This window comes from Achromobacter sp. 1014246743 (genome assembly GCF_059760725.1).
Genome location: NZ_JCBANA010000032.1, coordinates 12,673 through 35,278, shown reverse-complemented (window position 1 = coordinate 35,278; position 22,606 = coordinate 12,673). Strand labels below are relative to the sequence as shown.

Sequence of the window (22,606 nt, the reverse complement as noted above, 5' to 3'; positions counted from 1 at the left end):
TTTGCAACACGCTTTACCTGACGCAGTGCTACGCAACACCACAAGGAAAGTATGAAAAAGAAGATGCTGTTCACGGCCGCGGGGGCGGCCCTGGCAATCATGGCGGGCGGGGCGATGGCCCAGACCTGGCCGGCCAAGCCCATCACCCTGGTCGTGCCCTACACCGCCGGCGGCAGCGCCGACGCGATCGGGCGTCGCCTGGGCGACGTGCTGCGCAAGGAAACCAATGCCACGGTCATCGTGGAAAACAAGCCGGGCGCGGGCGCGTCCGTGGGCACCGATTTCGTGGCGCGGGCCCAGCCTGACGGCACTACGCTGCTGCTGGCCTCGACCAGCCCGCTGACCATCTTTCCGCACCTGGCCAAGACCAACTACGACCCGATGAAGGACCTGACGCCGGTGGCCAGCGTGGCCGTGGCGCCGGTGGCCATCGTCGCCACCAAGGCGCTACCGGTGAAGGATTTTGCCGGCCTGATCGACTACGCCAAGTCGCACCCGGACGGCGTGCGCTATGGCACGCCGGGCCAGGGCACCGTGGCCCACATCGGCATGGCGGCGCTGACGGCGCAGACCGGCACCAAGATGCTGCACGTGCCCTACCGCGGCAACAGCCAGGCGCTGACCGACGGCCTGGGCGGCGTGGTGGAACTGCTGGTGGTCAACACCGACGTGGTGCTGCCGCACGTCGCCAACGGCGCGCTCAGGCCGCTCGCGGTGATGGCGCCCGAACGCCTGGCCGCCTGGCCCGACGTGCCCACCATGGCCGAACTGAAGCTGCCGCAGGCCCAGTACTACTCGAACTTCGGCATCTTCGCCCCGGCCAACCTGCCGCCGGCCGTGTCCGGTCCGTTGCAGGCCGCCCTGGCCAAGGCCGTGGCCAGTCCGGAATTCAAGGACCTGCTGGCCAAGTCGTACCTGCAGCCCGGCACCGCGTCGGGCGAGGCCTTTGGCAGGCAGGTGCAGGCTGAATTCGCCAACAATGCCCGCCTGATCAAGGAAGGCAACATCAAGGCGGAATGATCGCGGGCGCTTGAACCGGCGTCGCTGTAAAAAAAGAAGCGCGCGTTCCTGGCGGATCGCGCGCTTTTTCTTGGGGCCTGTCGTCGGCGGGTGCCGATCAGTTGCTGCGCGGCCCGAACATGATGACCAGCATGCCGGCCAGGCACAGGCCCACGCCGACGTAGTCGCTGACACTGGGCCGCACGCCGTCCACCACCCACAGCCACAGCAGCGCCATGCCGATATAGACGCCGCCATACGCGGCGTAGACCCGGCCGGACGACGTCGGGTGCAGAGTCAGCAGCCAGGCGAACAGCGCCAGGCTGAGCGCGGCGGGCGCGAGCAGCCAGATGGAATGGCCGCGCCGCAGCCACAGGTAAGGCAGGTAGCAGCCGACGATTTCGGCCAGCGCGGTCAGGATGAACAGCGCCAGGGTCTGCAGCATGGCCATGGTGCCGCCGTCAGGGATGCTGCGCGAGCAGTTCGCGGCACTGGCGTTCCTGCACCGCGATTTCCTGCAAGGTGTCTTCGATGTCGCGGCGCTGCTGCTCGAGCGTGGCGCGGTGTTGTTCCAGCACCGCCAGGTACTGGCGCAGCTGGACTTCGGTGTCGCCCGGGCCGTCGTACATGTCGATCAGCGTCAGGATCTCGGACAGCTGCAACCCCAGCCGCTTGCCGCGCAGGGCCAGTTTCAGGCGCGTGCGGTCGCGCGGGCCGAAGATGCGGTTACGCCCCTCGCGCGCCGGGCTGACGATCCCCTGGTCTTCATAGAAGCGGATCGTGCGGGGCGTGACGTCGAACTCGCGGGCGAGCTCGGAGATGGTCCAGGTTGACGAGGGCATGCGGCGTGTGGCAGTTTACGTAAACGTAAATTATGATGACTTGACCCGATCGTCAAGCGTGGAGAGCGAGGCAATGAACCCCAACGAACAGAAGCTGCAGTATCCCTGGGCCGATTTCCAGCCCGAGGCCGGCCGGGTGCACACGGTGGCCGAAGGCGTGAAATGGATCCGCATGCCGCTGCCGTTCGCGCTGGATCATATCAACCTCTGGCTGCTGCGCGACCACATCGACGGCCGCGACGGCTGGACCATCGTCGACTGCGGCATCTCGCGCGACGAGGTCAAGACGCTGTGGGAAGACGTTTTCAAGAACGAGCTTGAAGGCCTGCCCGTCTTGCGCGTCCTGGTCACGCACATGCACCCGGACCACATCGGCCTGGCCTATTGGTTGTGCGAGCGCTGGAACGCCCGGCTCTGGATGACGATGACCGACTTCATGGTGGCGTCGCTGTGGTCGTCGCGCCGCAACGAGGCCGGCGGCGGCCCGGGCGGCCAGTCCGCGGTGGATCACTTCGCACGCCATGGCCTGACCGACCCGGACGCGCAGGAACAGATCCGCCAGCGCGCCAACTACTTCCCCAACCTGGTGCCGGCCGTGCCGTCGCGCTACACCCGCATCATGGACGGTGATCAGGTGCGCATCGGCGGACGCGATTGGCGGGTCATCGTGGGCTACGGCCATGCGCCCGAACACGCCTCGCTGCATTGCCCGGACCTGGGCGTGCTGATCTCGGGCGACATGGTGCTGCCGCGCATATCCACCAACGTCAGCGTGTTCGACTACGAGCCGGACGCCAACCCCCTGCCCCTGTACCTGCGGTCGCTGGATGGCTACGCCGACGTGCCGCGCGACACACTGGTGCTGCCCTCGCACGGCCGCCCGTTCAAGGGCCTGCACGAGCGCATCGCGCAGCAGCACGAGCATCACCGCGACCGCCTGGCCGAAGTGTTGGAGGCCTGTGCGGTGCAGCCGCAGTCCACCTCGGACATCGTGCCGGTGCTGTTCAAGCGCAAGCTGGACCTGCACCAGCTGACCTTCGCCATGGGCGAGGCGCTGGCGCATTTGCACGCGCTGTATTTCGAAGGGAAGTTGACCCGGGCAGAAGGCGCCGACGGCATCGTGCGGTTCTCGGCGGCCTGATCGCCGCCGTTGTCGTCACCGGAGTTCTTGGCGGGGCCTGGCGCGAACGCCCGGCCCGCGCCGAACGGCGCGGCTAGCGCGACGACGTCGCCAGGCGCACCGCCAAGCCTACGAACACCAGGGCCGCAATGCGGTTGAGCCAGCGCTTGGCCGTGACCGAGCGCTGCAGCAGTTCGCCGAACGCGCCCGAAAAGAACGCGATGGCGCCGAACACCAGCAGCGTCGCCAGCATGAACACGGCGCCCAGCTGCACGGTCTGCCAACCCACCGAACCCAGCTTGGGCGAGGTGAACTGCGGCAGGAACGCGAAGAAGAACAGCAGTACCTTCGGGTTGGTCAGGTTCATGACGATGCCGCGACGGTACAGCGCCGACGTCTTCATCGGCGCGGGCCGCTGGCCGTCTTCGGCATGCACAGGGGCGCGCAGGATCTGCCACGCCAGATAGGCCAGGTAGGCCGCGCCGGCCAGCTTGAGCACGGTGAAGGCCACGGGCGACGCGGCGAACAGCGCGGCCAGGCCCAAGGCCACCGCGGCGGTATGGCCCATCAGGCCGGTGCACAGGCCCAGCACCACGAACAGCCCGGCCTTGCGTCCCCAGATGGCCGATTGCATCAGCACGAACAGGTTGTCGGGGCCGGGCGTCAGGGACAGCAGCACGGCAATGCCGAAGAACGCGGTCAGGGATTCGAGGGGCAGCATGAAGGTCTCGGGTAGGTCGGCCGGCGCCTTGCGCACCGGAAATGAACTGGCATCATACGAGGAAATAAATGCGAGCAAGCCAAGGAGACACCATGTCCGCCGTACCGGAATCCGTCGCGCGCCCCGACGCCGCACTTGAAGACTGGCTGCACGCACGGCACAGCTGCCGCGCCTTCCTGCCCGACGCCGTGCCGCGTGCGGTCATCGAACGCATCCTGACGCTGGCCGCGCGCACCGCGTCGTGGTGCAACTGCCAGCCCTGGCAGGTGACGGTGGCCTCGGGCGACGGCGCCCGCCGTTTGAGCCAGGCGTTGCAGCAACGTGCGCAGCAACCCGGCTTCACGCCCGACTTTCCGTTCCCGCGCGAGTACCAGGGCGACTACCTGGCCCGGCGCCGCGAGTCGGGCTTTCAGCTCTACAACGCGGTGGGCGTGGCCCGCGGCGACCGCGAGGCCTATCGCCGCCAGGAACTGCGCAACTTCCAGTTGTTCGATGCGCCGCACGTGGCCGTCATCACCACGGACGAGGCCCTGGGCGAATACGGCGCCATTGATTGCGGCGGATACGTCGCCAATTTCCTCCTGGCGGCGCAGGCCAATGGCGTGGCGACCGTGGCCCAGGCGTCGCTGGCGATGTACCCCGAGGTGCTGCGTGACGCACTCGGCCTGGCGGCCGACCGCCGCGTGGTCTGCGCCATCTCGTTCGGCTATGCCGATACCGCGCACCCCGCCAACAGCTACCGCACCAGCCGCGCGGACCTGGCGTCGACGGTGCGCTGGGTCGACTAGGCCTGCTCGTTCACAAGGGCATGGGGCGACAGCCCCGCCCGCTCCTGATATGGTTCTGGATTCCCGTCCTAACGCCAAGCATTCCCCTCTGAAGATGCCTACCAAACACATCGATACGGTTCTGCAGCATGCGGGCACCGCCCCGTTCAATCCCGAGACCGGCACGGCGCCGGTGCCGCTGCCGCCGATGCGCGCCAGCACCGTACGGTTCGAGAACCTGGCCGCGCTGGAAAAAGCCCAGCGCAGCAAGGCCGCGGGCGGCCGCGCCACCACCTATGGCCGCATGGGCATGGACACGCATGCGGCGCTGGAACAGGTGTTTGCGCAGCTGGAAGGCGGCACGCATGCCTACCTGGCGCCGTCGGGCCTGTCGGCCATGACCATGGTGATGCTGGCGCTGTGCTCGGCGGGCGACCACGCGTTGATTTCCGACTGCGTCTACGGCCCGATGCGCGAGCTTGACGATGCCGTGCTCAAGCGCATGAACATCAACGTGACCTACTTTGCCGCGGGCGAAGACCTGGACGCGCTGGTGCAGCCCAATACCAAGCTGCTGTACGTGGAATCGCCCGGCTCGCTCCTGTTCGAGATGCTGGACATGGGCGCCATGGCCGCGTTCGCGCAGCGCCATGGCCTGGTGCTGGCCACCGACAACACCTGGGGCTCGGGCTACATCTACCGGCCGCTGATGTTGGGCGCGCAGGTGTCCGTCATTGCCGGCACCAAGTACGTGGGCGGCCATTCCGACCTGATGCTGGGCGCGGTGGTGACCAACGACGAAAAGATTGCCAAGCAACTGAACCGCACGCAGTACGCGATGGGCTATTCCATCAGTGCCGATGACGCCTGGCTGGCGCTGCGCGGCGTGCGCACCATGCCCATCCGCATGGCGCAGCACGCGCGCCACGCGCTGGAAATCTGCGCGTTCTTCAAGAGCCGGCCCGAAACCGTGCGCCTGTTCCATCCGGCCCTGCCCGAAGACCCGGGCCATGCCCTGTGGCAGCGCGACTGCACGGGGTCGAACGGCATGCTGTCGGTCGAACTGCGCCTGTCGCCGTCGGCCGCGCGTACGTTCGTCGATGCGCTCGAACTGTTCGGCATCGGTTTTTCGTGGGGCGGCTACGAAAGCCTGGTGCAACTGGTGTCGCCCAAGGACCTGTCGCATCACCGCTATTGGGGCGAAGGCCAGAACGCGCTGGTGCGCCTGCACATCGGCCTGGAGTCGCCGCAGGACATCATCGCCGACCTGACGCAGGCGCTGGACAAGGCGGCGGCGGTACAGGGCTGAGGTCGTTCGTGGAGCAGGGCTAGTGGCGCACCGCTACTGGCGCACCGCGGGCTAGCCTGCCCTCAAGCCGCCGCGGTCCGTATCCAGGCGCCGATGCGCGCGGCGATGTCGTCGCTGTTGTCGTCCATCATGGGCATGTGCGAATTACCCGCGATGCCCATGTCGGCCAGGCGCCACGTGGCGACCTTCGCGCCGTGCGCCGCCAACTGCGCCGCATAGGCCTGCCCTGCCTGGCACAGGCGGGTCCAGAGCGGCGTGGCGTCCAGGTAGTCGCCATACACGAACAGGAACGGCTTGCCCGCTACGCTGGCGGGCGCCACGGCTTCCGAGAAGCCCGACGGCTCGATGCCGATCACCCCTTGCACCAGGTCTGGCCGCGCTTGCAGCGCACGGCAGGCGACTTCGCCGCCGTGGCTGTGCGCCAGTACCAGGCACGGTCCGATGCGTTCCAGCGCTGCGCAAAAACCCGCCAGCGCCGCATCGTTGTTGCCCAGCCAGCGCGGCACCGCGTGGCGGATGAAGGCGTCGAAGGCCTGCACCGGAAAGCGCTGGCCGTCAAAGGCACGGCGCCGTGCATAGTCGCTTGCATGGCCAAAGCGGAACAGCGACCAGCTTTCCTCGGCGTTGCGCACGATGGGCGATTCGGGCCACACCTCTTCGAACGGCGTCCAGCCCGCGCGGCCGCGTTCGACGTTGTCGACCACGTACACGGCATGGCCCTGCCGCAGGAAGTGCTGCACCCAGCCGGGCCGCCCGTCAGGCGTCTGTTCCCACATGGCGCCGGTCATGCCGCCGCCGTGCAGCAGCACCAGCGGTAGCGGGTGCCGCCGATCGGCGGGAATGAAGTACTGCACGTAGGCCTGTTCGACGTGATACAGGCCGTTGGGATCGTACGGCAGCGACGCGGTGCGGGTAAAGGCGATCTCGCGCGGCGGGCGCCCGTCGATGCGCACCTGCCGCCCGCCGGCGTAGAAGCTGCCGAAATCGGCCAACGCCAGCGGCGGGGAAAACGTCTGATTTATTTCTTGACCAGCGGGCATTGGCTTTCCGACAGGGGCCAGGCGAGGGTATCGCCGGCAATGGTGCGCACGATGTTGTAGTAGTCCCAGGGCGCCTTGGACTGGGCCGGCGATTTCACCTGCGCCAGCATCATGTCGCGCACGACCAGGCCGTCTTCGCGGATGTGCGCGTTCAGGCTGAAGGCGTCGTCGATGGGCAGCGATTTCATCTTGGCCATCACCGCGTCCGAATTCGTCGTGCCGGCTGCCTGCACGGCGCGCAGGTAATGGCGCACCGAACTGTAGACCCCCGCCTGCAGGAAGGTGGGCGGGCGGCCCAGGCGGGCCTCGAACTTCCTGGTGAAGGCGCGCGTGCCGTCATTCATGTCCCAGTAGGAGGGCACCGTCAGGTAGGTCTGCTGCGCGGCTTGCAGGCCCAGGCTGTGCACGTCGGTGATCAGCAGCAGCATCGCCGCCAGCTTCTGGCCGGCGCCGGTGATGCCGAATTCAGCCGCCTGCTTGATCGCCGAAATGGTGTCGCCGCCTGCGTTGGCCACCGCGATGATCTGTGCCTTGGACGCCTGCGCCTGCAACAGGAACGAGGCAAAGTCCGACGCATTGAGCGGATGGAACACGGTGCCCACGACCTCGCCGCCATTGGCTTTCACCACCGCTTCGGTGTCGGCGGCCAGCTGCTTGCCGAAGGCATAGTCGGACGCCAGGATGAACCAGCGCTTGTTGCCTTCGTTGACGACGGCGGTGGCCGTGCCGCGCGACAGCGCATAGGTGGTGTAGGTCCATTGCACGCCGTAGGGCGAGCATTGCGCCTGCGTCAGCGCCGTGGTGCCAGGGCTGGAAAACAGCACCAGCTTTTTCTTGTCGCGCGCGATGCCCTGCACCGCCAGCGCCACCGACGAATTGGGCACGTCCACCACCACGTCCACGCCGTCGGTGTCGTACCACTTGCGCACCATGCCGCTGCCGATGTCGGGCCGGTGCTGGTGGTCGCCGGACACCAGCGATACCGGCTTGCCGAGCACGCTGCCGCCCAGTTCTTCGATGGCCAGGCGGGCCGCCTCGACGGACCCGCGGCCGGTGGCGTCGGCGGTGACGCCGGCCATGTCGGTCAGGACGCCGATCTTCACGCCATCGGCGTCATTGGCCAGTGCAGAGGCGCCGGCAAGCGCCAGGCACAGGCCCAGCGCCGTGCGGCGCAGCAATTGCTGTCTCATGTGTCTTCCACCCTTGGATACCGCCGTCGGCGGCGAATTATTGTGGGGGAAGTGTAGCCCGCGGCAAGCGCCGTGGAACGTTGACCGACCCTAGGGACGACCCCATGAAAAACGCCCCGGCCGGTGCGGTTCGGGGCGTCTTGGCGACTGCGGTTCAGGTGCGGGTCAGTTGCCGCGCGCCTTCGGGATCAGTTGGTTCACTTCCTTCAGGGCGCCTTCGTAGCTGTTGCCCGCCAGCACCGGCGAGGTCATGAACTTGCCGCCCACGGCGAACGAGGGCGTGCCGTCGATGCGGTAGGCCTCGGCCAGCTGGTTGGCGCGTTGCACCTGGGTCTGGACGCTGAACGAATCGAACACCGAATCGAACTTGGCGCGGTCCACGCCTTGCGCGGCGGCCCACTCGCCCATGGCCTTCTTGTCGATCAGGCGCTTGTGTTCGCCGTGAATGGCGGTGAAGACCTTGGCGTGCAGGTCGGGGCGGTCCAGGGCGAGCAGGGTGTAGTACAGCTGTTGCAGGGGCTTCATGCCGGCATTGAAGGCAATGGGCACTTGCTTGAGCACCACGTCGGCCGGGGCGGTCTTGGCCCAGTCTTCAACCATCGGCTCCATGGCGGCGCAATGCGGGCAGGTGTACGCGAAGAATTCCAGCACTTCCACCTTGCCCGGGGTGTCGGACGGCAGCGGCGGATTGATGGCGACGTAGGCCTGGGTGCCTTGGGCGTGGCTGACCGGGCTGAAGAACGCGGTGGCGGTCAGCGCGGCGGCTGCCAGGATGCGGATGAGCTTGGGGGACAGCATGGATGATGTTCCTGAACAAAAAGGTTACAGACAGGGCCGGGCCCGGATAAGTTCAATCAAAAACCATGATCGGCGCGCCGGATTACTGGCGCACCACCGCTGTTTCAATCTTGTTTTCACCCAACCGGCCGCGAGCGCGGTTCATGTCGTCCAGGCGGGCAAACGGCCCCACGCGGACGCGGTTGATGGCCTTGCCGTTCACTTCGGCCTTTTGCACCGCCACGGGCAAGCCCAGCAGGATGATGCGGGCCTTGAGGGATTCGGCATCGTCCTGGCCGCGGAACGCGCCCGCTTGCAGGTAGTACGAGCCATTGGCCGATGCCGCCGGGGCGGACGACGCGGCCGGCGCCTTGGCCGCGGGTGCCGGCGTGGGCGCCAACTTGGCGATGGGCGTGGGCGGTGCGCTGGCCGCCGGGGCGGGCGCGGCCGCGGGGGCGTTGTTGGACGTCGGCAGCGTGGCGATCAGGGCGCCCAGGTCGTCGGACTTGCCGGCCGGTGTGGTGCCGGCCCCGGGCAGCGGCGCGGGCGCCGTGGCGGTGGGGCCGGTGGGCGGGGTGCCCGCCGCGCCGTCGCGGCCATACAGGCCGGCGTTGGGGTCCGGCGCCTGGCGCGGGTCGGGCAGCTTGCCTGCGTCGCCCTGCCGGCTGGCGCGGTCCACGAAGGGCACGGGCGCCTTGGTGACGTAGAACGCCACGACAGCGGCCACGATCAGCCCGATGAGCAATCCGGCCAGCGCCCCGTAAAGGGTGCTGCCGCTTTCGCCTGACCGGCGGGTGGGTTTGCGCTTGGTCGCCATGTACCGATGTTACATCCGCTCGGGGGCGGACACGCCCAGGAGCTCAAGGCCGTTGGCCAGCACCTGGCGCGTGGTCGAGGCCAGGCGCAGGCGCGCCAGCTTCAGCGCGGTGTCGTCGACCAGCACGCGTTCGGCGTTGTACCAGGCATGGAAGTCGGACGCGCAGTCGCGCAGCCAGAACGCGATGTGGTGCGGAGCCAGTTCCTGCGCGGCCAGGGCCACGATCTGGGGGAATTCGGCCAGGCGCTGCATCAGCGCGAATTCGGTCGGGGCCGTCAACAGGGACGCATCGGCCGCCGCGACATCTGCCGCCGGCATGCCGGCGTTGTTCACCACCGAGCAGATGCGCGCGTGGGCGTACTGGATGTAATAGACCGGGTTTTCGTCGCTCTTGGACAGGGCCAGGTCGACGTCGAACACGAATTCGGTGTCGGCGCGGCGCTGGATCAGGAAGTAGCGCACGGCATCGCGGCCGACCCAGTCGATCAGGTCGCGCATGGTGACGTAGCTGCCCGCGCGCTTGGAGATCTTGACCTCTTGCCCGCCGCGCATGACCTTGACCATCTTGTGCAGCACGTAGGACGGGTAGTCCTTGGGAATGCCCTCTTCCAGTGCCTGCAGGCCAGCGCGCACGCGCGCCACGGTGCCGTGGTGGTCGCTGCCCTGGATGTTCACGGCGCGGTGAAAGCCGCGTTCCCATTTGGCCTTGTGGTAGGCCACGTCCGGCACGAAGTAGGTGTAGCCGCCTTCGCTCTTGCGCATGACGCGGTCTTTGTCGTCGCCCGTGCCCAGCTCGGTGGTGCGCAGCCACAGCGCGCCGCCTTCTTCATAGGTATGGCCGCCGTCGATCAGCGCCTGCACGGTGGCTTCGACGCGGCCGGACGTGTAGAGCGAGCTTTCCAGGTAGTAGTTGTCGAACACCAGGCCGAAGGCTTGCAGGTCCAGGTCTTGTTCGCGGCGCAGGTAGGCCACGGCGAAGACGCGGATGTCGTCCAGGCTGTCGAGGTTGCCGGTGGCGGTGACGGGTTCGCCGTCCGAGGCCTGGATGGTCTTGCCGGCCTGGAAGTCGCGGGCGATGTCGGCGATGTAGTCGCCCTTGTAGCCGTCGGCCGGCCAGTCGGGCGAGTCGGTCGTCAGGCCGCGGCCGCGGGCCTGTACGCTGATCGCCAGGTTCTCGATCTGGTTGCCGGCGTCGTTGTAGTAGAACTCGCGCGTGACGTCCCAGCCGATGGCGTCGTACAGGCGGCACAGGGCGTCGCCCAGCGCGGCCTGGCGGGCATGGCCCACGTGCAGCGGGCCGGTGGGGTTGGCCGACACGAATTCGACCAGGATCTTCTCGCCGGCCCGAGGGGCGCGGCCAAAGGCGGCGCCCTGCTCGGCCACGGCGGCGATGACGGCCTGGCGGGCGGCGGCGGTGACGCGCAGGTTGATGAAGCCGGGGCCGGCGATTTCAGCGCTTTCGACCAGATCGCGGGCGCCGGGCTGGGCCAGCAGCGCCTCGACGATGGCCTGGGCCAGCTCGCGCGGGTTGCGCTTGGCCGGCTTGGCCAGCTGCATGGCCACGTTGGTGGCAACGTCGCCGTGGGCGGCGACCTTGGGGCGCTCCAGCAGCACGGTGGCCTGGGCGTCGGGCAGGCTTTGCGCAACGGCGGCCTGGATCAGGGAAATAAGCTGTTTTTGTTGCTCGGGGAGCATGGGCGTCTGGAGAAGTTCTGGGTGGGTGACGAAGGCGGCGACGGGTCGCGGCCGGGCCGGCGGCCCGCGCGAACACCCCGGCGGAGCCTGGGGGCGGGAATCGGTGCGGCCGGCGGGGCGCATCCGCGTACGGGCGCCGGATTCTCGGTCGCTGCGGTTCCTGCCGTCACGGGAATCTCCTGAATCATAGCTTGATTTGGCGGCCACCACCGGCGGCTGGGCCTGTCCAAGACGGCCTGGCGCGCCAGGTCAGTTGGCATCTCCGGGACGTTGCGGTAGTGTAGAGAAGGCATTCTATGTAGGAGACGGGAATATGCTGATTACATTTCATTCCAAAGTCGTGGCAGAAGTCCTGATGCTTACTGACCATGCTGGCGCCCTGCTGCACGCGGCGGGCAAATCCTTCGGCGACAAGATCCCCGAACGCGGCGTGTTCACCGTTGACCAGCTCGGCCCGGCCATCCAGGGCATCGAGCGGGCCATCGACGAATCGCTGGGCCAGGGCCACCCCGCCGACGAAGAAGACGAAGACCAGGCCCCGGTGCCCCCCATGGCGCGCGCGGTCGGCCTGAAAGAGCGGGCGTTCCCCTTGCTGGACATGATGCGCCAGTCGCAGGCCGCCGGCGCCGAAGTCACCTGGGAAGTGTCCCGCGGCTGGTAGGCAATGTCGCCGGACGGACAATCTGTCCGGCGCTTTTTGCCTATCTTCGTGTTGCCGTCTCTTTGCGGCTGACGCCATTTCAAGGAATCCCTGCCATGCGCAGCGACATCACGATTGTTTTCGACCCCCGGCGCTCGCTGGACCTCTCGGCCAACGTCGAACCCAGCCCGCAGCGCCAGAACCAGGCCCGCGACTGGTTCGACGGCGCCTGGGAAACCCTGGGCTGCGAACCCCTGCGTCCCAGCGGCAAGGTGCTGCTGCTGGACAAGGTGCTGGGCGTGGCCGACGCGCTGGGCTACGACACCCTGTCCACCGACGAAAAAGAAGCGCGCGAATTCGCCGAGAACCTGGCGCTGGCGCTGGAGCGTCCCCGCATCACCGTGGATCTGCCCGGCCTGACGGTCGGCTACTGACCTGACGGGGCGGCATTCGCCCGCCCGCTGTCGACGCCGGGTCCGGCCAGCGATCCGGCCCTTCCCGACGCTTTTCGCCGCCTGCCGCGGCCTGCCCCCGCACGGAACCAATCCGGGCCTGCCGTTACTCACGGGCAAGGATGGCTTGCGCCATCCCTTGATTTCCTTCTTGCGGAACCCGTGACATGAGCCAGGATCGCTATCTCGCCCTGTTGCGCGCCCATGCGCGCCGCCGCCCCGACCACGCCGATGTGGTGCAGGCGCAGGCGGTCCTCATCGACGGGCGCCGCATCAGCTTGTGGTTCGAGCCCGCCGGGCCTGACGCCGACCCGGACGATGGCCAGTTGCTGTGCCGCACCGACGTGGCGCGTTTTCCGGGTGGGCCGTCGAACGCGGTCTGCCGGCTGCTGCTGCAGGCCAACAATCTCTGGGCCGGCACCCACGGCGCCACGCTGGGCCTGCGCGGGCCGGACACCGTCATGCTCAGCGCCGCGCGGCGGATCGGTTCATTGACGCCGCCCACGCTGGACGCCCTGCTGGCGAGCCTGCACGTCGACGCGCTGACCTGGGCGGCGCAACTGACACGCCCGACGGCTCGCGCGAGCGCCGACGCGGGCCTGTTGCATCTGCGCGCCTGACCCTGCCGGAGCCCCCGTCCATGTCCGAAGAACGCTATCACGCAGCCCTGGCCGACCTTGCCCATCACATCGGTGTGGACGGCCAGGCGCTGGCCGCCCACCAGGAATTGGTCATCGACGGCACCGCCATCGCGCTGGCCTGCGTCAACGACGGGCTGGGCGGCGCCATCGAAGGTGCTTGCCGCGTCGGCGCGCAGCCCTTGCCGGCCGACCCGCCCGCGGGCCTGCTGCCCATGCTGTTGCAGGCCAATACCTTGGGTCCGGCCACCCGCGGCGGCACGCTTGGCCTGCAGCAATCCGGCCACCTGGTGTTGGCCCGGCGGCTGCCGCTGGACACCGCACCCGAGGGCCTGGCCCGCGCCTGGCGCGATCTTGCCGACGCCTCGGTCCAATGGGCCGCCGCCATCGACCAAGGGTTGGGCGACGACGCCGGCCCCCGCTGAACCCGCTACGCGACAGGAACGAACCATGTCCCGCTATCAGACGCTGCTTGAAGACTATGCCCGCCTTGTCGGCCTGTCACCGGTCGAGGAGTGGGTGGCCAATCAGGAATTGGTCATCGCCGACATCGTCGTCGGCCTGTCGGCCGAAGGCGACGCCGACGCGGGCGACATCGCCTTCTTCGCCACCCTGGGCCGGCCGGCGCCGCAGGTCGCCCGCGACCAGCTGTTGCAGCTGATGCTGGAAGCCAACGCCTTGTGGGTCGGCACCGGCGGCTGCACCCTGGGCCTGCAACCGGGCACCGGCGCCGTGCTGTTGTGCGCCCGCGCCCCGCTGGCCCTGTGCGATGCCCGGGCGCTGGCCGCCGCGCTGGATGCCTTCGCCGATGTCGCGTTGCTGTGGCGCGATGTCGTGCAGGGCCGGGTCACGCCGCAACTGCCGCAATTGGCCGCCTGACCGGGAGCGCCGCCATGTTCATCAATCCCAATGCGGGCCGCGTGGTGGGCGGTGACGTTCCGTCGCCGCAGGACACGCCCGGCAGCACGACGTCGCGGACCGGATCGTCGCCGCAACCTGGCCAGGGCGGGCTGCAAGGCGCGATGGTGTCGGTGGGCGAAGGCGGCACGACCGCGCTGCGCGATGACGCGGCGCAGAGCCGCGGCTGGTTCGGCGGCGTGTTGTCCGCCTTCTGGCAGGCCGCCGAGGACTTCACCGCCGCGATGCACGGCGACCCGTTCGACGACGATGCCGAGGTCCGTTCCGACAGCGATGTCCAGGACGAGGTGCGCACCGAGGTCGATGAGGACGACACGCTGACCGAGGTGGATGACGACGAAGAAGAAGAATTCTTCGAGTGCGACGACGATGGCGTCGCCGCGTACAACGCCCGCCAGCAGGAACGCCAGGCGATGTCCGGCGAGCCGACGGGCCAGTCCCAGGCGTCGGCCCTGGACGAGGTGCCGATCCTGCCGCTGTCCGCCCTGCTGGGCGATAGCGACGAGGTGCAGGGGGTACGCATCGAGGCCGATACGCCACCCGCGCGCGAGTCGGTGCAGCAGCAGACGCAGCAGCAACAGGAAGGCATCATGGGCCGCCTGCTGCGATACGGCGGCAATGCGCTGGGGGCGGTGACGTCCACGGTGACCAGCACGGCCTCGAGCGTGGCGCGCACGGTCGGCGGCTATCTGCCGGGCGGTGGCACGTCGGTGACCGAAAGCGCCAGCCTCGCCGCCAGCACGCCGGTATCCGAGCGCAATCTGGCGCGCGCGGGTGAAGTCGCGGGCAAGATCGACGAGCAGATGGCCAAGCTCAACGAGCATCTGCGCCTTATGGGCGGCGGCGGCGATGCGCTGCGCGTGCCCGACGGCGAACGGCTCAACGCACCCACCCTGTCGACCTGGGACACGCTGTCGCGCTGGAATCACCAGGCGCGCGGCGCCTTGTCCGCGGGGCTGACCACGCTGGGGTGGACCACCGCCGCGGTGGCCATCCCCACCGCGACCAGCGTCATCACCACGCCGATGGCCCTGTCGCCGACTTCCATCGGCATCAACGCCACCGCCATGCTCGGGGGCGCCTATCTAGGTCTGACCGCGCTGCGCGACTTTCCCGAGCTGGCCAGCAACCGGGCGGCGCTCAGCCTGGTCGAGAGCACGCTGCAATCGCTGCAACCGCAGTTCAAGGAACTGGACAACCTGATCGCCCAGGAAGCATCGCGCCAGACTGCCACCGACCGCACGATGCTCGTGTCGCTGGAACGCGCCCCGCGCCTGGACGCGCTGCAACGCGAATTGGCGCAGGTGGGCGAAGCGCTCAAGACCGCGCCGTCGACGCCCGCCCAAGGCATCGAGCCGCGCCACCCCGTGGCCCTGAGTGATGGCCAGGCACGCACGCAGACACTCAGCCTGGCGGGGCGTGCCAAGTCGGCGTTCCAGTCGTTCTTCGGCTCGATCGCGCGCGGCCTGTCCAGTGCCGGGCGCTTCCTGGCCGACCTGCCCAACGTGCCGGGCCGCCTGCTCGAACGCCGTGCGGCGGGCAAGAGCGAACTGGCCTATACCCAGGGCGCCGGCCGCAGTGCGCTCGGCATCCTGTCTGCGCCGCGTGACGGCGGCATCGTGCAGGGGGGCGTCGACGTGCGGGTGATGCAGCGCGCCGCCGATGCGGGGGGCGCCAGCCTGGCCCTGACCGACGTGCGTCGCCAATTGCATATCGGCGAAAACCTGACGCACGCCCTGCGCGCCAGCGACAAACCCGCCTTCGGCGCGATCGCGGTGGGCGAAGGGACGCAGCAGGTCGCGGCCACGGCCAACCTGACCACGGCGCGCGCCATGGCCTGGTACTTTGCCGCCGCCGCGGACGCGCAGGAAAGCGGCAGCACCCAGCCGCCCGCCGTCACGCGCAACGCGGACGGCAGCCTGTCGGTGGCCGACCCCGACCGCAAGCTGTACAGCTTCCTGATGCATGCGCCGTCGGTGCACACCGGCGCCATGGCGGGCGAAGACGGCACGCGGGAACCGGGCCGGTTGACGCTGGACGACCATCGCCGCGGCTTTCCGGACGGTGCGCGCGGCATGCAGTTCGAAACTGCGTTGAATGACGACGGAGGTACCGAGCTGCGCATCCGCTTCGTGGCCGAGCGTGCGCAACCGGTGTTCACGCCGTTGGCCAACGAGCACGACGTGTTGCTGTCGATGTACCAGGCGCTGCACAGCCCGGCGCAAACGGCCGAGCGGCAGGCGGACTTCTCGGGATGGTCGCGCGAGCGGCTGGAGGCGCATCAGTCGTCGCTGATCGCTGCCTTGCAGCGCGAGACGACCCTGATGGCGGGCGACCAGCAGCAGATCCGCGAGCTGCGCGATTGGCAGAACCCGGCCTTCCTGGCGGGCAGGGCCTAGCGTCCGCAGGGGCGGGACGTCAGTCCCACCCCGGTGCCAGATCAGCGGATGCCCGCCCGCATGAACGACTGCACGAACTGGCGCTGGAACAGCAGGAAGGCGATCAGCAAGGGCGCCGCCGACATCAGCGTGGCGGCGGTGATCACCGACCAGTCGATGCCCTGGTCGGTCGACGAGAACACCTGCAGTCCGACCGTCAGCGGCCGCGATTCGACCGAGTTGGTGATGATCAACGGCCACAGGAAGTTGTTCCAGTGGTGGCTGACCGACACCAGGCCATAGGCCACGTAGATCGGCTTGGCCAGCGGCACGTACACCTTCCACAGGATCTGCAGGGCATTGGCACCTTCCATGCGCGCGGCCTCTTCCAGTTCGCGCGGCACCGTCTTGAACGTCTGGCGCAACAGGAAGATGCCGAAGGCGGATGCGAAGTACGGCAGGCCGATGGCGAACACGGTGTCGCGGATGCCCAACTGGCTCATCGAGCGGTAGTTTTCCACCAGCAGCACGTCCGGCATGATCATCAGCTGCAGCAGCACCAGCATGAAGACGAAGTCGCGGCCACGGAACTCGAAGCGCGCAAAGGCATAGCCGGCCAGTGTCGACAGCACCAGTTGCGCGGCCAGCACCATCGTCACGAGCAGGAAGGTGTTGGCGAAATAGCGCGGAAACGGCGCTGCCTGCCAGGCCCGCGCGAAGTTATCCAGCGTCAGCGGGGCGAACAGATCAAAGCGCGTGGCGTAGGCCGGCGGATGGAACGCCGCCCACATGGCATAGGCCAGCGGCAGAATCCACAACAGGCCCAGCGCCCAGGCGCCCAGGGTATCGAGCTTGTCTTTCATTGATAGTGCGTCCTGCGGTCCAGCCAGCGGAACTTGATCAGCGCGGTCAGTGCCAGCACCACCAGCAGCACGACGGTCAGCGTCGCGGCGTAGGCGGTATCCCAGAAGCTGAAGCCCACCTGGTAGATGTAATACAGCAACAGCGTGCTGGCGTTGTCGGGCCCGCCGCGGGTCATCACCACCACGTGGTCGACCAGCCGGAAGGCATTGATCAGCGCGTTGATCAGCACGAACAGCGTGGTGGGCATCAACAGCGGCCAGAGCACGCGCCGGAAATACTGCCAGCGCGACGCCCCTTCCAGCATGGCGGCTTCACGCAGCGACGGCGATACCGTCTGCAAGGCAGCCAGGTAGAAGATCATGAAGAAGCCCGATTCCTTCCACACGGTCACCAGCATCAGCGCGGGCAGCGCGGTTTCGCGATTGCCCAGCCAGTTGGGGCCGGGCGAGCCGAACAGCTGCATCACCTGCGCGATCAGCCCGTACTGCGGCGTGTAGAAGAACAGCCAGATGTTGGCCACCGCCACCATGGGCAGCACGGTCGGCGTGAAATACGCCATCCGCAGAAAGCCGCGGCCGCGCAGGTTGCGGTTCACCCACAGCGCCATGACCAGCGCAATGCCGATCGAGGTCGGAATGGTGCCCAGCGCAAACCACAGGTTGTTCCACAGCGACTGCCAGAATACCGGGTCGTCGCGCATGACCGCGTAGTTGTCCAGCCCGACGAAGCGGGCCGGGCGCGCGCCCTTGGGGGTTGAATAGAAGCTGTGCCAAAGCGTCGCCAGCGCCGGGTAATGCGTGAACGCGGCGAGCAGCACGATGGCTGGCAGCAACAGCAGCCAGCCATAAAGCGCATTCAAAGAGCGGCTCATCGTGCTTGGCGGTCTACTTGTAGGAACGCAGGATGCGGTCGGCTTCGCGCTGGGCGTCCGTCAGCGCCTGCTGGGGCGTCTTGGAACCCGTCAGCGCCGCTTGCAGGGCGTCGTTCAGGGTCTTGGTGACGCGCTGGTTCTCGTGGGTCGAGAATTCGGCCACGCTGACCTGCAACTGGTCGCGCGCCACGGCGGCGGCCGGCACTTCCTGCGCATACTTCTTCATCTTCTCGGTCTGCCAGGCGGCCGGCGTCACGGCGACGTAGCCGGTGGCGATGCTCCAGTCAGCCGCGCGTTCCGGCGTGGTGGCCCACTGCGCGAACTTCAGCGCGGCCTGCTGCTGCTCGGGCGTGCCGCTCTTGAAGATGTAGAAGTTGCCGCCGCCGGTCGGGCTGCCGCCGCGTTTTTGCTGCGGCATCATCGCCACGCCGAACGGGAAGTCGGCGTTCTTGCGGATGTTGGTCAGGTTGCCGGTGGTGGTCCAGATGATGGCGGCCTTCTTTTCCAGGAAGTCCTTGGGCGTGGTGCCCCAGTCGATCGTGCCGGTGGGCATGACCTTGTGCTTGGCCGACAGGTCACGCCAGTACTGGGCGGCTTCCACCACGGCCGGCTTGTCCAGGTAGACCTCGTTGCCGGCCTCGTTCATGAGGATCGCGCCGTTGGGCGTGGTCAGGGCCTGGAACAGCCAGTAGGCGAACGCGCCGCCCGACGGGATCTCGATGCCCCACTGCGTCGTGTTGCCGGAAGCGTCCTGGCGGGTCAGCTTCTTGCCGTACTCGACCAGTTCGGCCCAGGTGGCGGGCGCGCGCTCGGGGTCCAGGCCGGCGGCCTTGAACAGGTCCTTGTTGTAGTACATGACGATGGTCGAACGCTGGAACGGAATGCCCCAGGTGTGTCCGCCCGTGCGGCTGTTCTGCATGAAGGCGTCATAGAAGCCGCCCAGCCACTGCTTGTCGGCATCGCTCTTGGCCAGCGAATCCACCGGCACGATCGCGTCTTCGTCGATCAGCGTGAACATGTCGGTGGACAGCAGCACGGCCAGTTGCGGCGGGGTGCCGCCCTTCAGGGCGGTCAGGGCCTTGGCGATCGAATCCTGGTAAGAACCCGCGTAGATCGGCTTGATCCTGATGTTGGGGTTTTCTTTCTGGAAGTCCGCCACCATGTCGTCGACGATCTTGGTGATGGGGCCGCCCACGGCGACCGGGTAATAGAACTCCACTTCGACGGGCTTTTGCTGTGCCTGCACGGGCAGCGACAGGCAGGCCGCGGCAAGGCTGGCGGCCAGGGTCTTCAGTACGATGCGTCGCATGATTGCGTTTCCTTTCCTGTGGATTGGGCGTCTTTCAGCGCCCGACGGTGTTGATGACCGCCGAATCGGCGGCAAAGAAATGCTGTTGCTCGACCGGCCACGACAGGCGCAGGGCCTCGCCGGCGCGGGCGCGCAGGTGTCCGCCTACGCGCACCGCCACGCCGCTGGTATCGCCGACCCGGCACACCACGATGGAGTCGGCGCCGAAGTATTCGACGCTTTCCACGGTGGCGGCGAGGCCGTCGTCGTCGATGCGGATGTGTTCGGGCCTCACGCCCAGCTTGGCGGCGCCGGCCGGCGCGCCGGCCACGGCGGGGCCGTGGCTGCCGGCGATCACCGTGGCGCCGTGCAGCGTCGCCAGGCCGATCAGGTTCATGGGCGGCGTGCCGATGAAACGCGCCGCGAATTCGCTGGCGGGGCGGGCGTACAGGCCGTCCGGCGTGTCGTGCTGTTCGATCTGGCCACCGCGCAGCAGCACCACCTGGTCGGCCATGCTCATGGCTTCGGTCTGGTCGTGCGTGACGTACACCATCGTGATGCCCAGGTCTTGCTGCAACGCGCGGATCTCGCGGCGCATTTCATGGCGCAGCTGGGCATCCAGGTTGGAAAGGGGTTCATCCATCAGGCACACCGGCGCTTCGGAAATCACTGCGCGGCCCAGCGCCACGCGCTGTTGCTGCCCGCCCGACAATTGCGACGGCTTGCGGTCCAGCAGGTGGCCCAGGCCCAGCAGCGAGGCCACGCGCTGCAGGCGGCGGTCGAAATCGCGCGCCGGCTCCTTGCGGACCTTCAGGCCGAACAGGATGTTCTCGCGCACCGACAGGTGCGGAAACAGCGCATACGACTGGAACACCATCGAAATGCGGCGCTTGGCCGGCGGCAGCTGCGTCACGTCGCGGTCGCCGATGCGGATGGTGCCCGAGGTGGGCGTGTCCAGGCCGGCGATCATGCGCAAGGTCGTGGACTTGCCGCAACCCGACGGGCCCAACAAAACAGTGAAGCTGCCTGCCGGTACCGTGAAGCTGACGCCGTGGATGGCGGCCGCGTTGCCGTACTGCTTGGTGAGGTTATCCAGAACGATGGATGACATGCTGTCTCGTAGATCTAATTGTTAGATCCGCCCCGTGTCGCGTGCAATGAAATCCTTTTCATTGTGCAGCGCAAACATGACGGACATATGGCATTGTGTTTGTAATCGAGAATCCCGCTTCAGGCGAAGGGATACGGGCCGGGGTATTCCCCAATCACCGCGTGGTGCGTCACCAGGGCATCGTCGTGCCACCAGTGCAGCTGGTAGCCCGGCGGTTCCATGATGTATTGCAAGGTCGGGCGCTCGCCCAGTTCCAGCGCCAGCTGATGCGCGGTGCCCGGACAGGTCGATGCAATGGTGCCGCCGAAACGCCGGAAGATGGTGCGGTGCAGGTGACCGCAGAGCACGCGTTCCACGTTCGGATAACGCGCCACGATCTGTTCCAGTTCAGGCGCACCCGCCAGCAGGCCGATCGCGTCCATGTGCTCGATGCCCGTCTGGAACGGCGGGTGGTGCATCAGCACCAGCGTCGGTCGGCCCGGCTGCTCCGCCAGGCGCGCCGCCAGCCAACCCAGGCGGTCCGCACACAACTCGCCGTGGCTTTTCATGGGCACCACGGTATCCAGCGCCAACAGGCGCAGCGGATAGGTCTCCACGGCATACTGGATGAACGGCCCCTGCCCTTGCAGGTAGCCGTGGTCCGGGAATGCGGCGCGCAGTTCGGCGCGGTCGTCATGATTGCCGGGCAGGAGGAAATACGGAATCTCCAGCGCCTGCAATTGATCGCGCAGCGCCTGGTATTCGTGGGGCTTGCCCAGGTCGGTCAGGTCGCCGGTGATCAGCACGCAATCGGGACGCGGCGTAAGCGCATTGAGCGCGCGCACCGCCGGCCCCAGGAAGGCGGCGGGGTCGATGATGCCGTAGGCCTTGTCGCCTGGCGTGCGCATGTGCAGGTCGGTGATCTGGGCGATAAGCATGGCGGATATCTCTTGCGGGGGATCTGGAAAAGGAAATCAGCGGCGCACGGGCGCAGCGGTACCGCCGACGACGATGCAGTGCGGCAGGCGGTTCGACTGCGGCGGTTGGCCATGGATCTGCGCCAGCAGGTTCGAACAGGCGGCCTGGCCGATGCCGTCGCTGGGTTGCGCCACGGTGGTCAGCGGCGGCGTCAGCAAGGCGCCGAAACGCATGCCATCAAAGCCGCAGACGGAAATGTCGTTGGGTACCGACAGGCCCAGCGCCACGAGATCGGCGATGACGGCGGTGGCCAGCAGGTCGTTCGAGCAGAACAGCGCCGTGGGCGCCTGTTTGCCGCGCAGCGCGGCCTTCAGGGCCTCGGCGTCGCTGCCCGTGTGGGAATTCATGGCGATGTGCTGGATGGGTTCCAGGCCCAGCTTCTTGGCGCAGGCGCGGGCGCCCATCAGGCGGCGGCGGGCGCGGTCGGAGGCCGTCAGCGGGCCGGTCACGATGGCAATGCGACGATGCCCCAGCGCCGCCAGGTGCGACACCATGTCGATGGCGGCGGCGCGATTGTCGACCGACGCATACGGATGCGCGGCCGACTCGTTGTAGACCAGCACGTAGGGCATGCCGGCGCTGTCCAGGTCGTCCAGCGTGGCGCTGCGCGCGGCATCCGCCACGGTCAGGATCAAGCCGTCGACCTGGTGGTCGATCAGGCCCTGCACCGCGGCCGATTCCACCGCGGGGTCATAGCCGGTGGCGGTCAGCATGACGCTGTAGCCGGATTCGCGGGCGCGCCTTTCGGCCCCTTCGAAACATTCGGCGAAAACGGGATTGGACAGCGTGGGCAGGATCAGGCCGATGGTGCGCGTGCTGCCCGAACGCAGGCTGCGGCCCACGCGGTTGGGCCGGAAGCCCGCGCGCTTGGCGATGGCGCGGATGTGCGCCAACGTATCGGGGTGCACGATCTCCGGCTGATTGAAGGCGCGCGAAACCGTGGCGGGTGACACCCCCGCTTTACGGGCCACTTCGATAATGGAAAAGCGGGGTGATGCGCGCGACACCATGTCTACATTGCTGCCGGTTTGCTGAAAACGTTTTCATCTTACAAGACAATTATGACCTTTGTGTTGCACGCGTTTGCGCTATGCTGGTAACCACGCAACAACAGAAAGCCAAGGCGCGACGCCAGCGGAAATGCCCGGAAAAACGTAGTTTTTCAGTGCTTCTCCCAATTGACGCGACGCGCACAATGGCTGGGTTTGTCAC

At 67.7% G+C, this 22,606-nt stretch carries 24 protein-coding genes; 10 read left to right on the top strand and 14 right to left on the bottom strand.

Going from position 1 to position 22,606, the window contains the following annotated elements:
• Positions 1-51 precede the first annotated feature (51 nt).
• Positions 52-1,020 (top strand): Bug family tripartite tricarboxylate transporter substrate binding protein, encoded by a 969-nt coding sequence (locus AC6LJ2_RS15150; protein WP_498151645.1) that lies wholly within the window; start codon positions 52-54, stop codon positions 1,018-1,020.
• Positions 1,021-1,117: 97 nt separating this feature from the next.
• Here the strand turns inward: AC6LJ2_RS15150 and AC6LJ2_RS15145 are convergent, their stop codons facing one another.
• Together AC6LJ2_RS15145 and AC6LJ2_RS15140 are read right to left on the bottom strand one after the other, a co-directional pair.
• Positions 1,118-1,450 carry a YnfA family protein gene (locus tag AC6LJ2_RS15145; protein ID WP_263912757.1) on the bottom strand — a complete coding sequence of 111 codons (333 nt, stop codon included), beginning with the start codon at positions 1,448-1,450 and terminating at the stop codon, positions 1,118-1,120.
• A 10-nt stretch (positions 1,451-1,460) separates the two neighbouring features.
• Positions 1,461-1,841: a MerR family transcriptional regulator gene (locus AC6LJ2_RS15140; protein ID WP_263912758.1), complete on the bottom strand. Its 381-nt coding sequence runs from the start codon at positions 1,839-1,841 to the stop codon at positions 1,461-1,463.
• Between the two features lie 73 nt (positions 1,842-1,914).
• On the opposite strand from AC6LJ2_RS15140, the gene AC6LJ2_RS15135 reads away from it, so the two are divergent.
• Complete coding sequence (locus AC6LJ2_RS15135; RefSeq protein ID WP_498151644.1) at positions 1,915-2,982, top strand: MBL fold metallo-hydrolase; 1,068 nt, start codon at positions 1,915-1,917, stop codon at positions 2,980-2,982.
• 73 nt (positions 2,983-3,055) lie between these two features.
• On the opposite strand, the gene AC6LJ2_RS15130 is transcribed toward AC6LJ2_RS15135, so the two are convergent.
• A complete protein-coding gene (locus AC6LJ2_RS15130) occupies positions 3,056-3,682 on the bottom strand; it encodes a LysE family translocator (RefSeq protein ID WP_263912760.1) in 627 nt (208 codons plus the stop codon).
• 92 nt (positions 3,683-3,774) lie between these two features.
• On the opposite strand from AC6LJ2_RS15130, the gene AC6LJ2_RS15125 reads away from it, so the two are divergent.
• Positions 3,775-4,470 (top strand): nitroreductase, encoded by a 696-nt coding sequence (locus tag AC6LJ2_RS15125; RefSeq protein WP_498151643.1) that lies wholly within the window; start codon positions 3,775-3,777, stop codon positions 4,468-4,470.
• Between the two features lie 94 nt (positions 4,471-4,564).
• The gene (gene metC, locus AC6LJ2_RS15120; RefSeq protein ID WP_445657935.1) at positions 4,565-5,758 is read left to right on the top strand and encodes a cystathionine beta-lyase; all 1,194 of its coding nucleotides are present in this window, start codon (positions 4,565-4,567) and stop codon (positions 5,756-5,758) included.
• Between the two features lie 62 nt (positions 5,759-5,820).
• On the opposite strand, the gene AC6LJ2_RS15115 is transcribed toward metC, so the two are convergent.
• From AC6LJ2_RS15115 to argS, 5 genes are all read right to left on the bottom strand, one after another.
• Positions 5,821-6,798: an alpha/beta hydrolase gene (locus tag AC6LJ2_RS15115; RefSeq protein WP_498151642.1), complete on the bottom strand. Its 978-nt coding sequence runs from the start codon at positions 6,796-6,798 to the stop codon at positions 5,821-5,823.
• Positions 6,777-7,988, bottom strand: a complete 1,212-nt coding sequence (locus AC6LJ2_RS15110) for an ABC transporter substrate-binding protein (RefSeq protein WP_445657937.1) — start codon at positions 7,986-7,988, stop codon at positions 6,777-6,779. The genes AC6LJ2_RS15115 and AC6LJ2_RS15110 overlap by 22 nt, the downstream gene beginning before the upstream one ends.
• Positions 7,989-8,153: 165 nt before the next feature.
• Entirely contained in the window at positions 8,154-8,786 is a 633-nt protein-coding gene (locus AC6LJ2_RS15105; protein ID WP_263912764.1) for a thiol:disulfide interchange protein DsbA/DsbL, read from the bottom strand.
• A gap of 82 nt (positions 8,787-8,868) precedes the next feature.
• Positions 8,869-9,582, bottom strand: a complete 714-nt coding sequence (locus AC6LJ2_RS15100; RefSeq protein WP_498151641.1) for an SPOR domain-containing protein — start codon at positions 9,580-9,582, stop codon at positions 8,869-8,871.
• A gap of 9 nt (positions 9,583-9,591) precedes the next feature.
• Positions 9,592-11,277, bottom strand: a complete 1,686-nt coding sequence (argS, locus tag AC6LJ2_RS15095; RefSeq protein WP_498151640.1) for an arginine--tRNA ligase — start codon at positions 11,275-11,277, stop codon at positions 9,592-9,594.
• 313 nt (positions 11,278-11,590) lie between these two features.
• Here argS and AC6LJ2_RS15090 point away from each other — a divergent pair, with 313 nt between their 5' ends.
• The 6 genes from AC6LJ2_RS15090 to AC6LJ2_RS15065 all read left to right on the top strand — a co-directional run bounded on the left by AC6LJ2_RS15090 (position 11,591) and on the right by AC6LJ2_RS15065 (position 16,324).
• The gene (locus tag AC6LJ2_RS15090) at positions 11,591-11,938 is read left to right on the top strand and encodes a DUF1840 domain-containing protein (protein ID WP_263912767.1); all 348 of its coding nucleotides are present in this window, start codon (positions 11,591-11,593) and stop codon (positions 11,936-11,938) included.
• Positions 11,939-12,033: 95 nt separating this feature from the next.
• Positions 12,034-12,351 carry a hypothetical protein gene (locus tag AC6LJ2_RS15085; protein ID WP_263912768.1) on the top strand — a complete coding sequence of 106 codons (318 nt, stop codon included), beginning with the start codon at positions 12,034-12,036 and terminating at the stop codon, positions 12,349-12,351.
• Positions 12,352-12,536: 185 nt separating this feature from the next.
• The gene (locus AC6LJ2_RS15080; protein WP_498151639.1) at positions 12,537-12,989 is read left to right on the top strand and encodes a type III secretion system chaperone; all 453 of its coding nucleotides are present in this window, start codon (positions 12,537-12,539) and stop codon (positions 12,987-12,989) included.
• A gap of 20 nt (positions 12,990-13,009) precedes the next feature.
• A complete protein-coding gene (locus AC6LJ2_RS15075; protein ID WP_263912770.1) occupies positions 13,010-13,432 on the top strand; it encodes a type III secretion system chaperone in 423 nt (140 codons plus the stop codon).
• A 25-nt stretch (positions 13,433-13,457) separates the two neighbouring features.
• Positions 13,458-13,886 (top strand): CesT family type III secretion system chaperone, encoded by a 429-nt coding sequence (locus AC6LJ2_RS15070; protein ID WP_263912771.1) that lies wholly within the window; start codon positions 13,458-13,460, stop codon positions 13,884-13,886.
• Positions 13,887-13,900: 14 nt separating this feature from the next.
• Positions 13,901-16,324: a hypothetical protein gene (locus AC6LJ2_RS15065; protein ID WP_498151638.1), complete on the top strand. Its 2,424-nt coding sequence runs from the start codon at positions 13,901-13,903 to the stop codon at positions 16,322-16,324.
• A gap of 41 nt (positions 16,325-16,365) precedes the next feature.
• On the opposite strand, the gene AC6LJ2_RS15060 is transcribed toward AC6LJ2_RS15065, so the two are convergent.
• The 6 genes from AC6LJ2_RS15060 to AC6LJ2_RS15035 all read right to left on the bottom strand — a co-directional run bounded on the left by AC6LJ2_RS15060 (position 16,366) and on the right by AC6LJ2_RS15035 (position 22,404).
• Complete coding sequence (locus AC6LJ2_RS15060; RefSeq protein ID WP_025139986.1) at positions 16,366-17,166, bottom strand: carbohydrate ABC transporter permease; 801 nt, start codon at positions 17,164-17,166, stop codon at positions 16,366-16,368.
• Positions 17,163-18,038: a carbohydrate ABC transporter permease gene (locus AC6LJ2_RS15055; protein ID WP_035359840.1), complete on the bottom strand. Its 876-nt coding sequence runs from the start codon at positions 18,036-18,038 to the stop codon at positions 17,163-17,165. Before AC6LJ2_RS15055 ends, AC6LJ2_RS15060 begins: the two co-directional genes overlap by 4 nt.
• A gap of 13 nt (positions 18,039-18,051) precedes the next feature.
• The gene (locus AC6LJ2_RS15050; RefSeq protein ID WP_498151637.1) at positions 18,052-19,347 is read right to left on the bottom strand and encodes an ABC transporter substrate-binding protein; all 1,296 of its coding nucleotides are present in this window, start codon (positions 19,345-19,347) and stop codon (positions 18,052-18,054) included.
• A gap of 34 nt (positions 19,348-19,381) precedes the next feature.
• The gene (locus tag AC6LJ2_RS15045; protein ID WP_498151636.1) at positions 19,382-20,437 is read right to left on the bottom strand and encodes an ABC transporter ATP-binding protein; all 1,056 of its coding nucleotides are present in this window, start codon (positions 20,435-20,437) and stop codon (positions 19,382-19,384) included.
• 119 nt (positions 20,438-20,556) lie between these two features.
• A complete protein-coding gene (locus tag AC6LJ2_RS15040) occupies positions 20,557-21,354 on the bottom strand; it encodes a phosphodiesterase (RefSeq protein ID WP_498151635.1) in 798 nt (265 codons plus the stop codon).
• A gap of 36 nt (positions 21,355-21,390) precedes the next feature.
• On the bottom strand, positions 21,391-22,404 hold the full coding sequence (locus AC6LJ2_RS15035; protein ID WP_263912777.1) for a LacI family DNA-binding transcriptional regulator: 1,014 nt from the start codon (positions 22,402-22,404) through the stop codon (positions 21,391-21,393).
• Positions 22,405-22,606 lie beyond the last annotated feature (202 nt).

What these genes read in the sequence shown, in the direction of transcription:
- AC6LJ2_RS15125 (WP_498151643.1), top strand. Translation starts at nt 3,775, where the DNA reads ATGTCCGCCGTACCGGAATCCGTCGCGCGCCCCGACGCCGCACTTGAA.
- AC6LJ2_RS15035 (WP_263912777.1), bottom strand. Translation starts at nt 22,404, where the DNA reads ATGGTGTCGCGCGCATCACCCCGCTTTTCCATTATCGAAGTGGCCCGT.
- AC6LJ2_RS15070 (WP_263912771.1), top strand. Translation starts at nt 13,458, where the DNA reads ATGTCCCGCTATCAGACGCTGCTTGAAGACTATGCCCGCCTTGTCGGC.
- AC6LJ2_RS15100 (WP_498151641.1), bottom strand. Translation starts at nt 9,582, where the DNA reads ATGGCGACCAAGCGCAAACCCACCCGCCGGTCAGGCGAAAGCGGCAGC.
- AC6LJ2_RS15050 (WP_498151637.1), bottom strand. Translation starts at nt 19,347, where the DNA reads ATGCGACGCATCGTACTGAAGACCCTGGCCGCCAGCCTTGCCGCGGCC.
- AC6LJ2_RS15110 (WP_445657937.1), bottom strand. Translation starts at nt 7,988, where the DNA reads ATGAGACAGCAATTGCTGCGCCGCACGGCGCTGGGCCTGTGCCTGGCG.
- AC6LJ2_RS15150 (WP_498151645.1), top strand. Translation starts at nt 52, where the DNA reads ATGAAAAAGAAGATGCTGTTCACGGCCGCGGGGGCGGCCCTGGCAATC.
- AC6LJ2_RS15080 (WP_498151639.1), top strand. Translation starts at nt 12,537, where the DNA reads ATGAGCCAGGATCGCTATCTCGCCCTGTTGCGCGCCCATGCGCGCCGC.
- AC6LJ2_RS15040 (WP_498151635.1), bottom strand. Translation starts at nt 21,354, where the DNA reads ATGCTTATCGCCCAGATCACCGACCTGCACATGCGCACGCCAGGCGAC.
- AC6LJ2_RS15045 (WP_498151636.1), bottom strand. Translation starts at nt 20,437, where the DNA reads ATGTCATCCATCGTTCTGGATAACCTCACCAAGCAGTACGGCAACGCG.
- AC6LJ2_RS15060 (WP_025139986.1), bottom strand. Translation starts at nt 17,166, where the DNA reads ATGAAAGACAAGCTCGATACCCTGGGCGCCTGGGCGCTGGGCCTGTTG.
- AC6LJ2_RS15130 (WP_263912760.1), bottom strand. Translation starts at nt 3,682, where the DNA reads ATGCTGCCCCTCGAATCCCTGACCGCGTTCTTCGGCATTGCCGTGCTG.
- AC6LJ2_RS15115 (WP_498151642.1), bottom strand. Translation starts at nt 6,798, where the DNA reads ATGCCCGCTGGTCAAGAAATAAATCAGACGTTTTCCCCGCCGCTGGCG.
- AC6LJ2_RS15055 (WP_035359840.1), bottom strand. Translation starts at nt 18,038, where the DNA reads ATGAGCCGCTCTTTGAATGCGCTTTATGGCTGGCTGCTGTTGCTGCCA.
- AC6LJ2_RS15075 (WP_263912770.1), top strand. Translation starts at nt 13,010, where the DNA reads ATGTCCGAAGAACGCTATCACGCAGCCCTGGCCGACCTTGCCCATCAC.
- AC6LJ2_RS15065 (WP_498151638.1), top strand. Translation starts at nt 13,901, where the DNA reads ATGTTCATCAATCCCAATGCGGGCCGCGTGGTGGGCGGTGACGTTCCG.
- AC6LJ2_RS15140 (WP_263912758.1), bottom strand. Translation starts at nt 1,841, where the DNA reads ATGCCCTCGTCAACCTGGACCATCTCCGAGCTCGCCCGCGAGTTCGAC.
- AC6LJ2_RS15135 (WP_498151644.1), top strand. Translation starts at nt 1,915, where the DNA reads ATGAACCCCAACGAACAGAAGCTGCAGTATCCCTGGGCCGATTTCCAG.
- AC6LJ2_RS15085 (WP_263912768.1), top strand. Translation starts at nt 12,034, where the DNA reads ATGCGCAGCGACATCACGATTGTTTTCGACCCCCGGCGCTCGCTGGAC.
- AC6LJ2_RS15105 (WP_263912764.1), bottom strand. Translation starts at nt 8,786, where the DNA reads ATGCTGTCCCCCAAGCTCATCCGCATCCTGGCAGCCGCCGCGCTGACC.
- AC6LJ2_RS15090 (WP_263912767.1), top strand. Translation starts at nt 11,591, where the DNA reads ATGCTGATTACATTTCATTCCAAAGTCGTGGCAGAAGTCCTGATGCTT.
- argS (WP_498151640.1), bottom strand. Translation starts at nt 11,277, where the DNA reads ATGCTCCCCGAGCAACAAAAACAGCTTATTTCCCTGATCCAGGCCGCC.
- metC (WP_445657935.1), top strand. Translation starts at nt 4,565, where the DNA reads ATGCCTACCAAACACATCGATACGGTTCTGCAGCATGCGGGCACCGCC.
- AC6LJ2_RS15145 (WP_263912757.1), bottom strand. Translation starts at nt 1,450, where the DNA reads ATGGCCATGCTGCAGACCCTGGCGCTGTTCATCCTGACCGCGCTGGCC.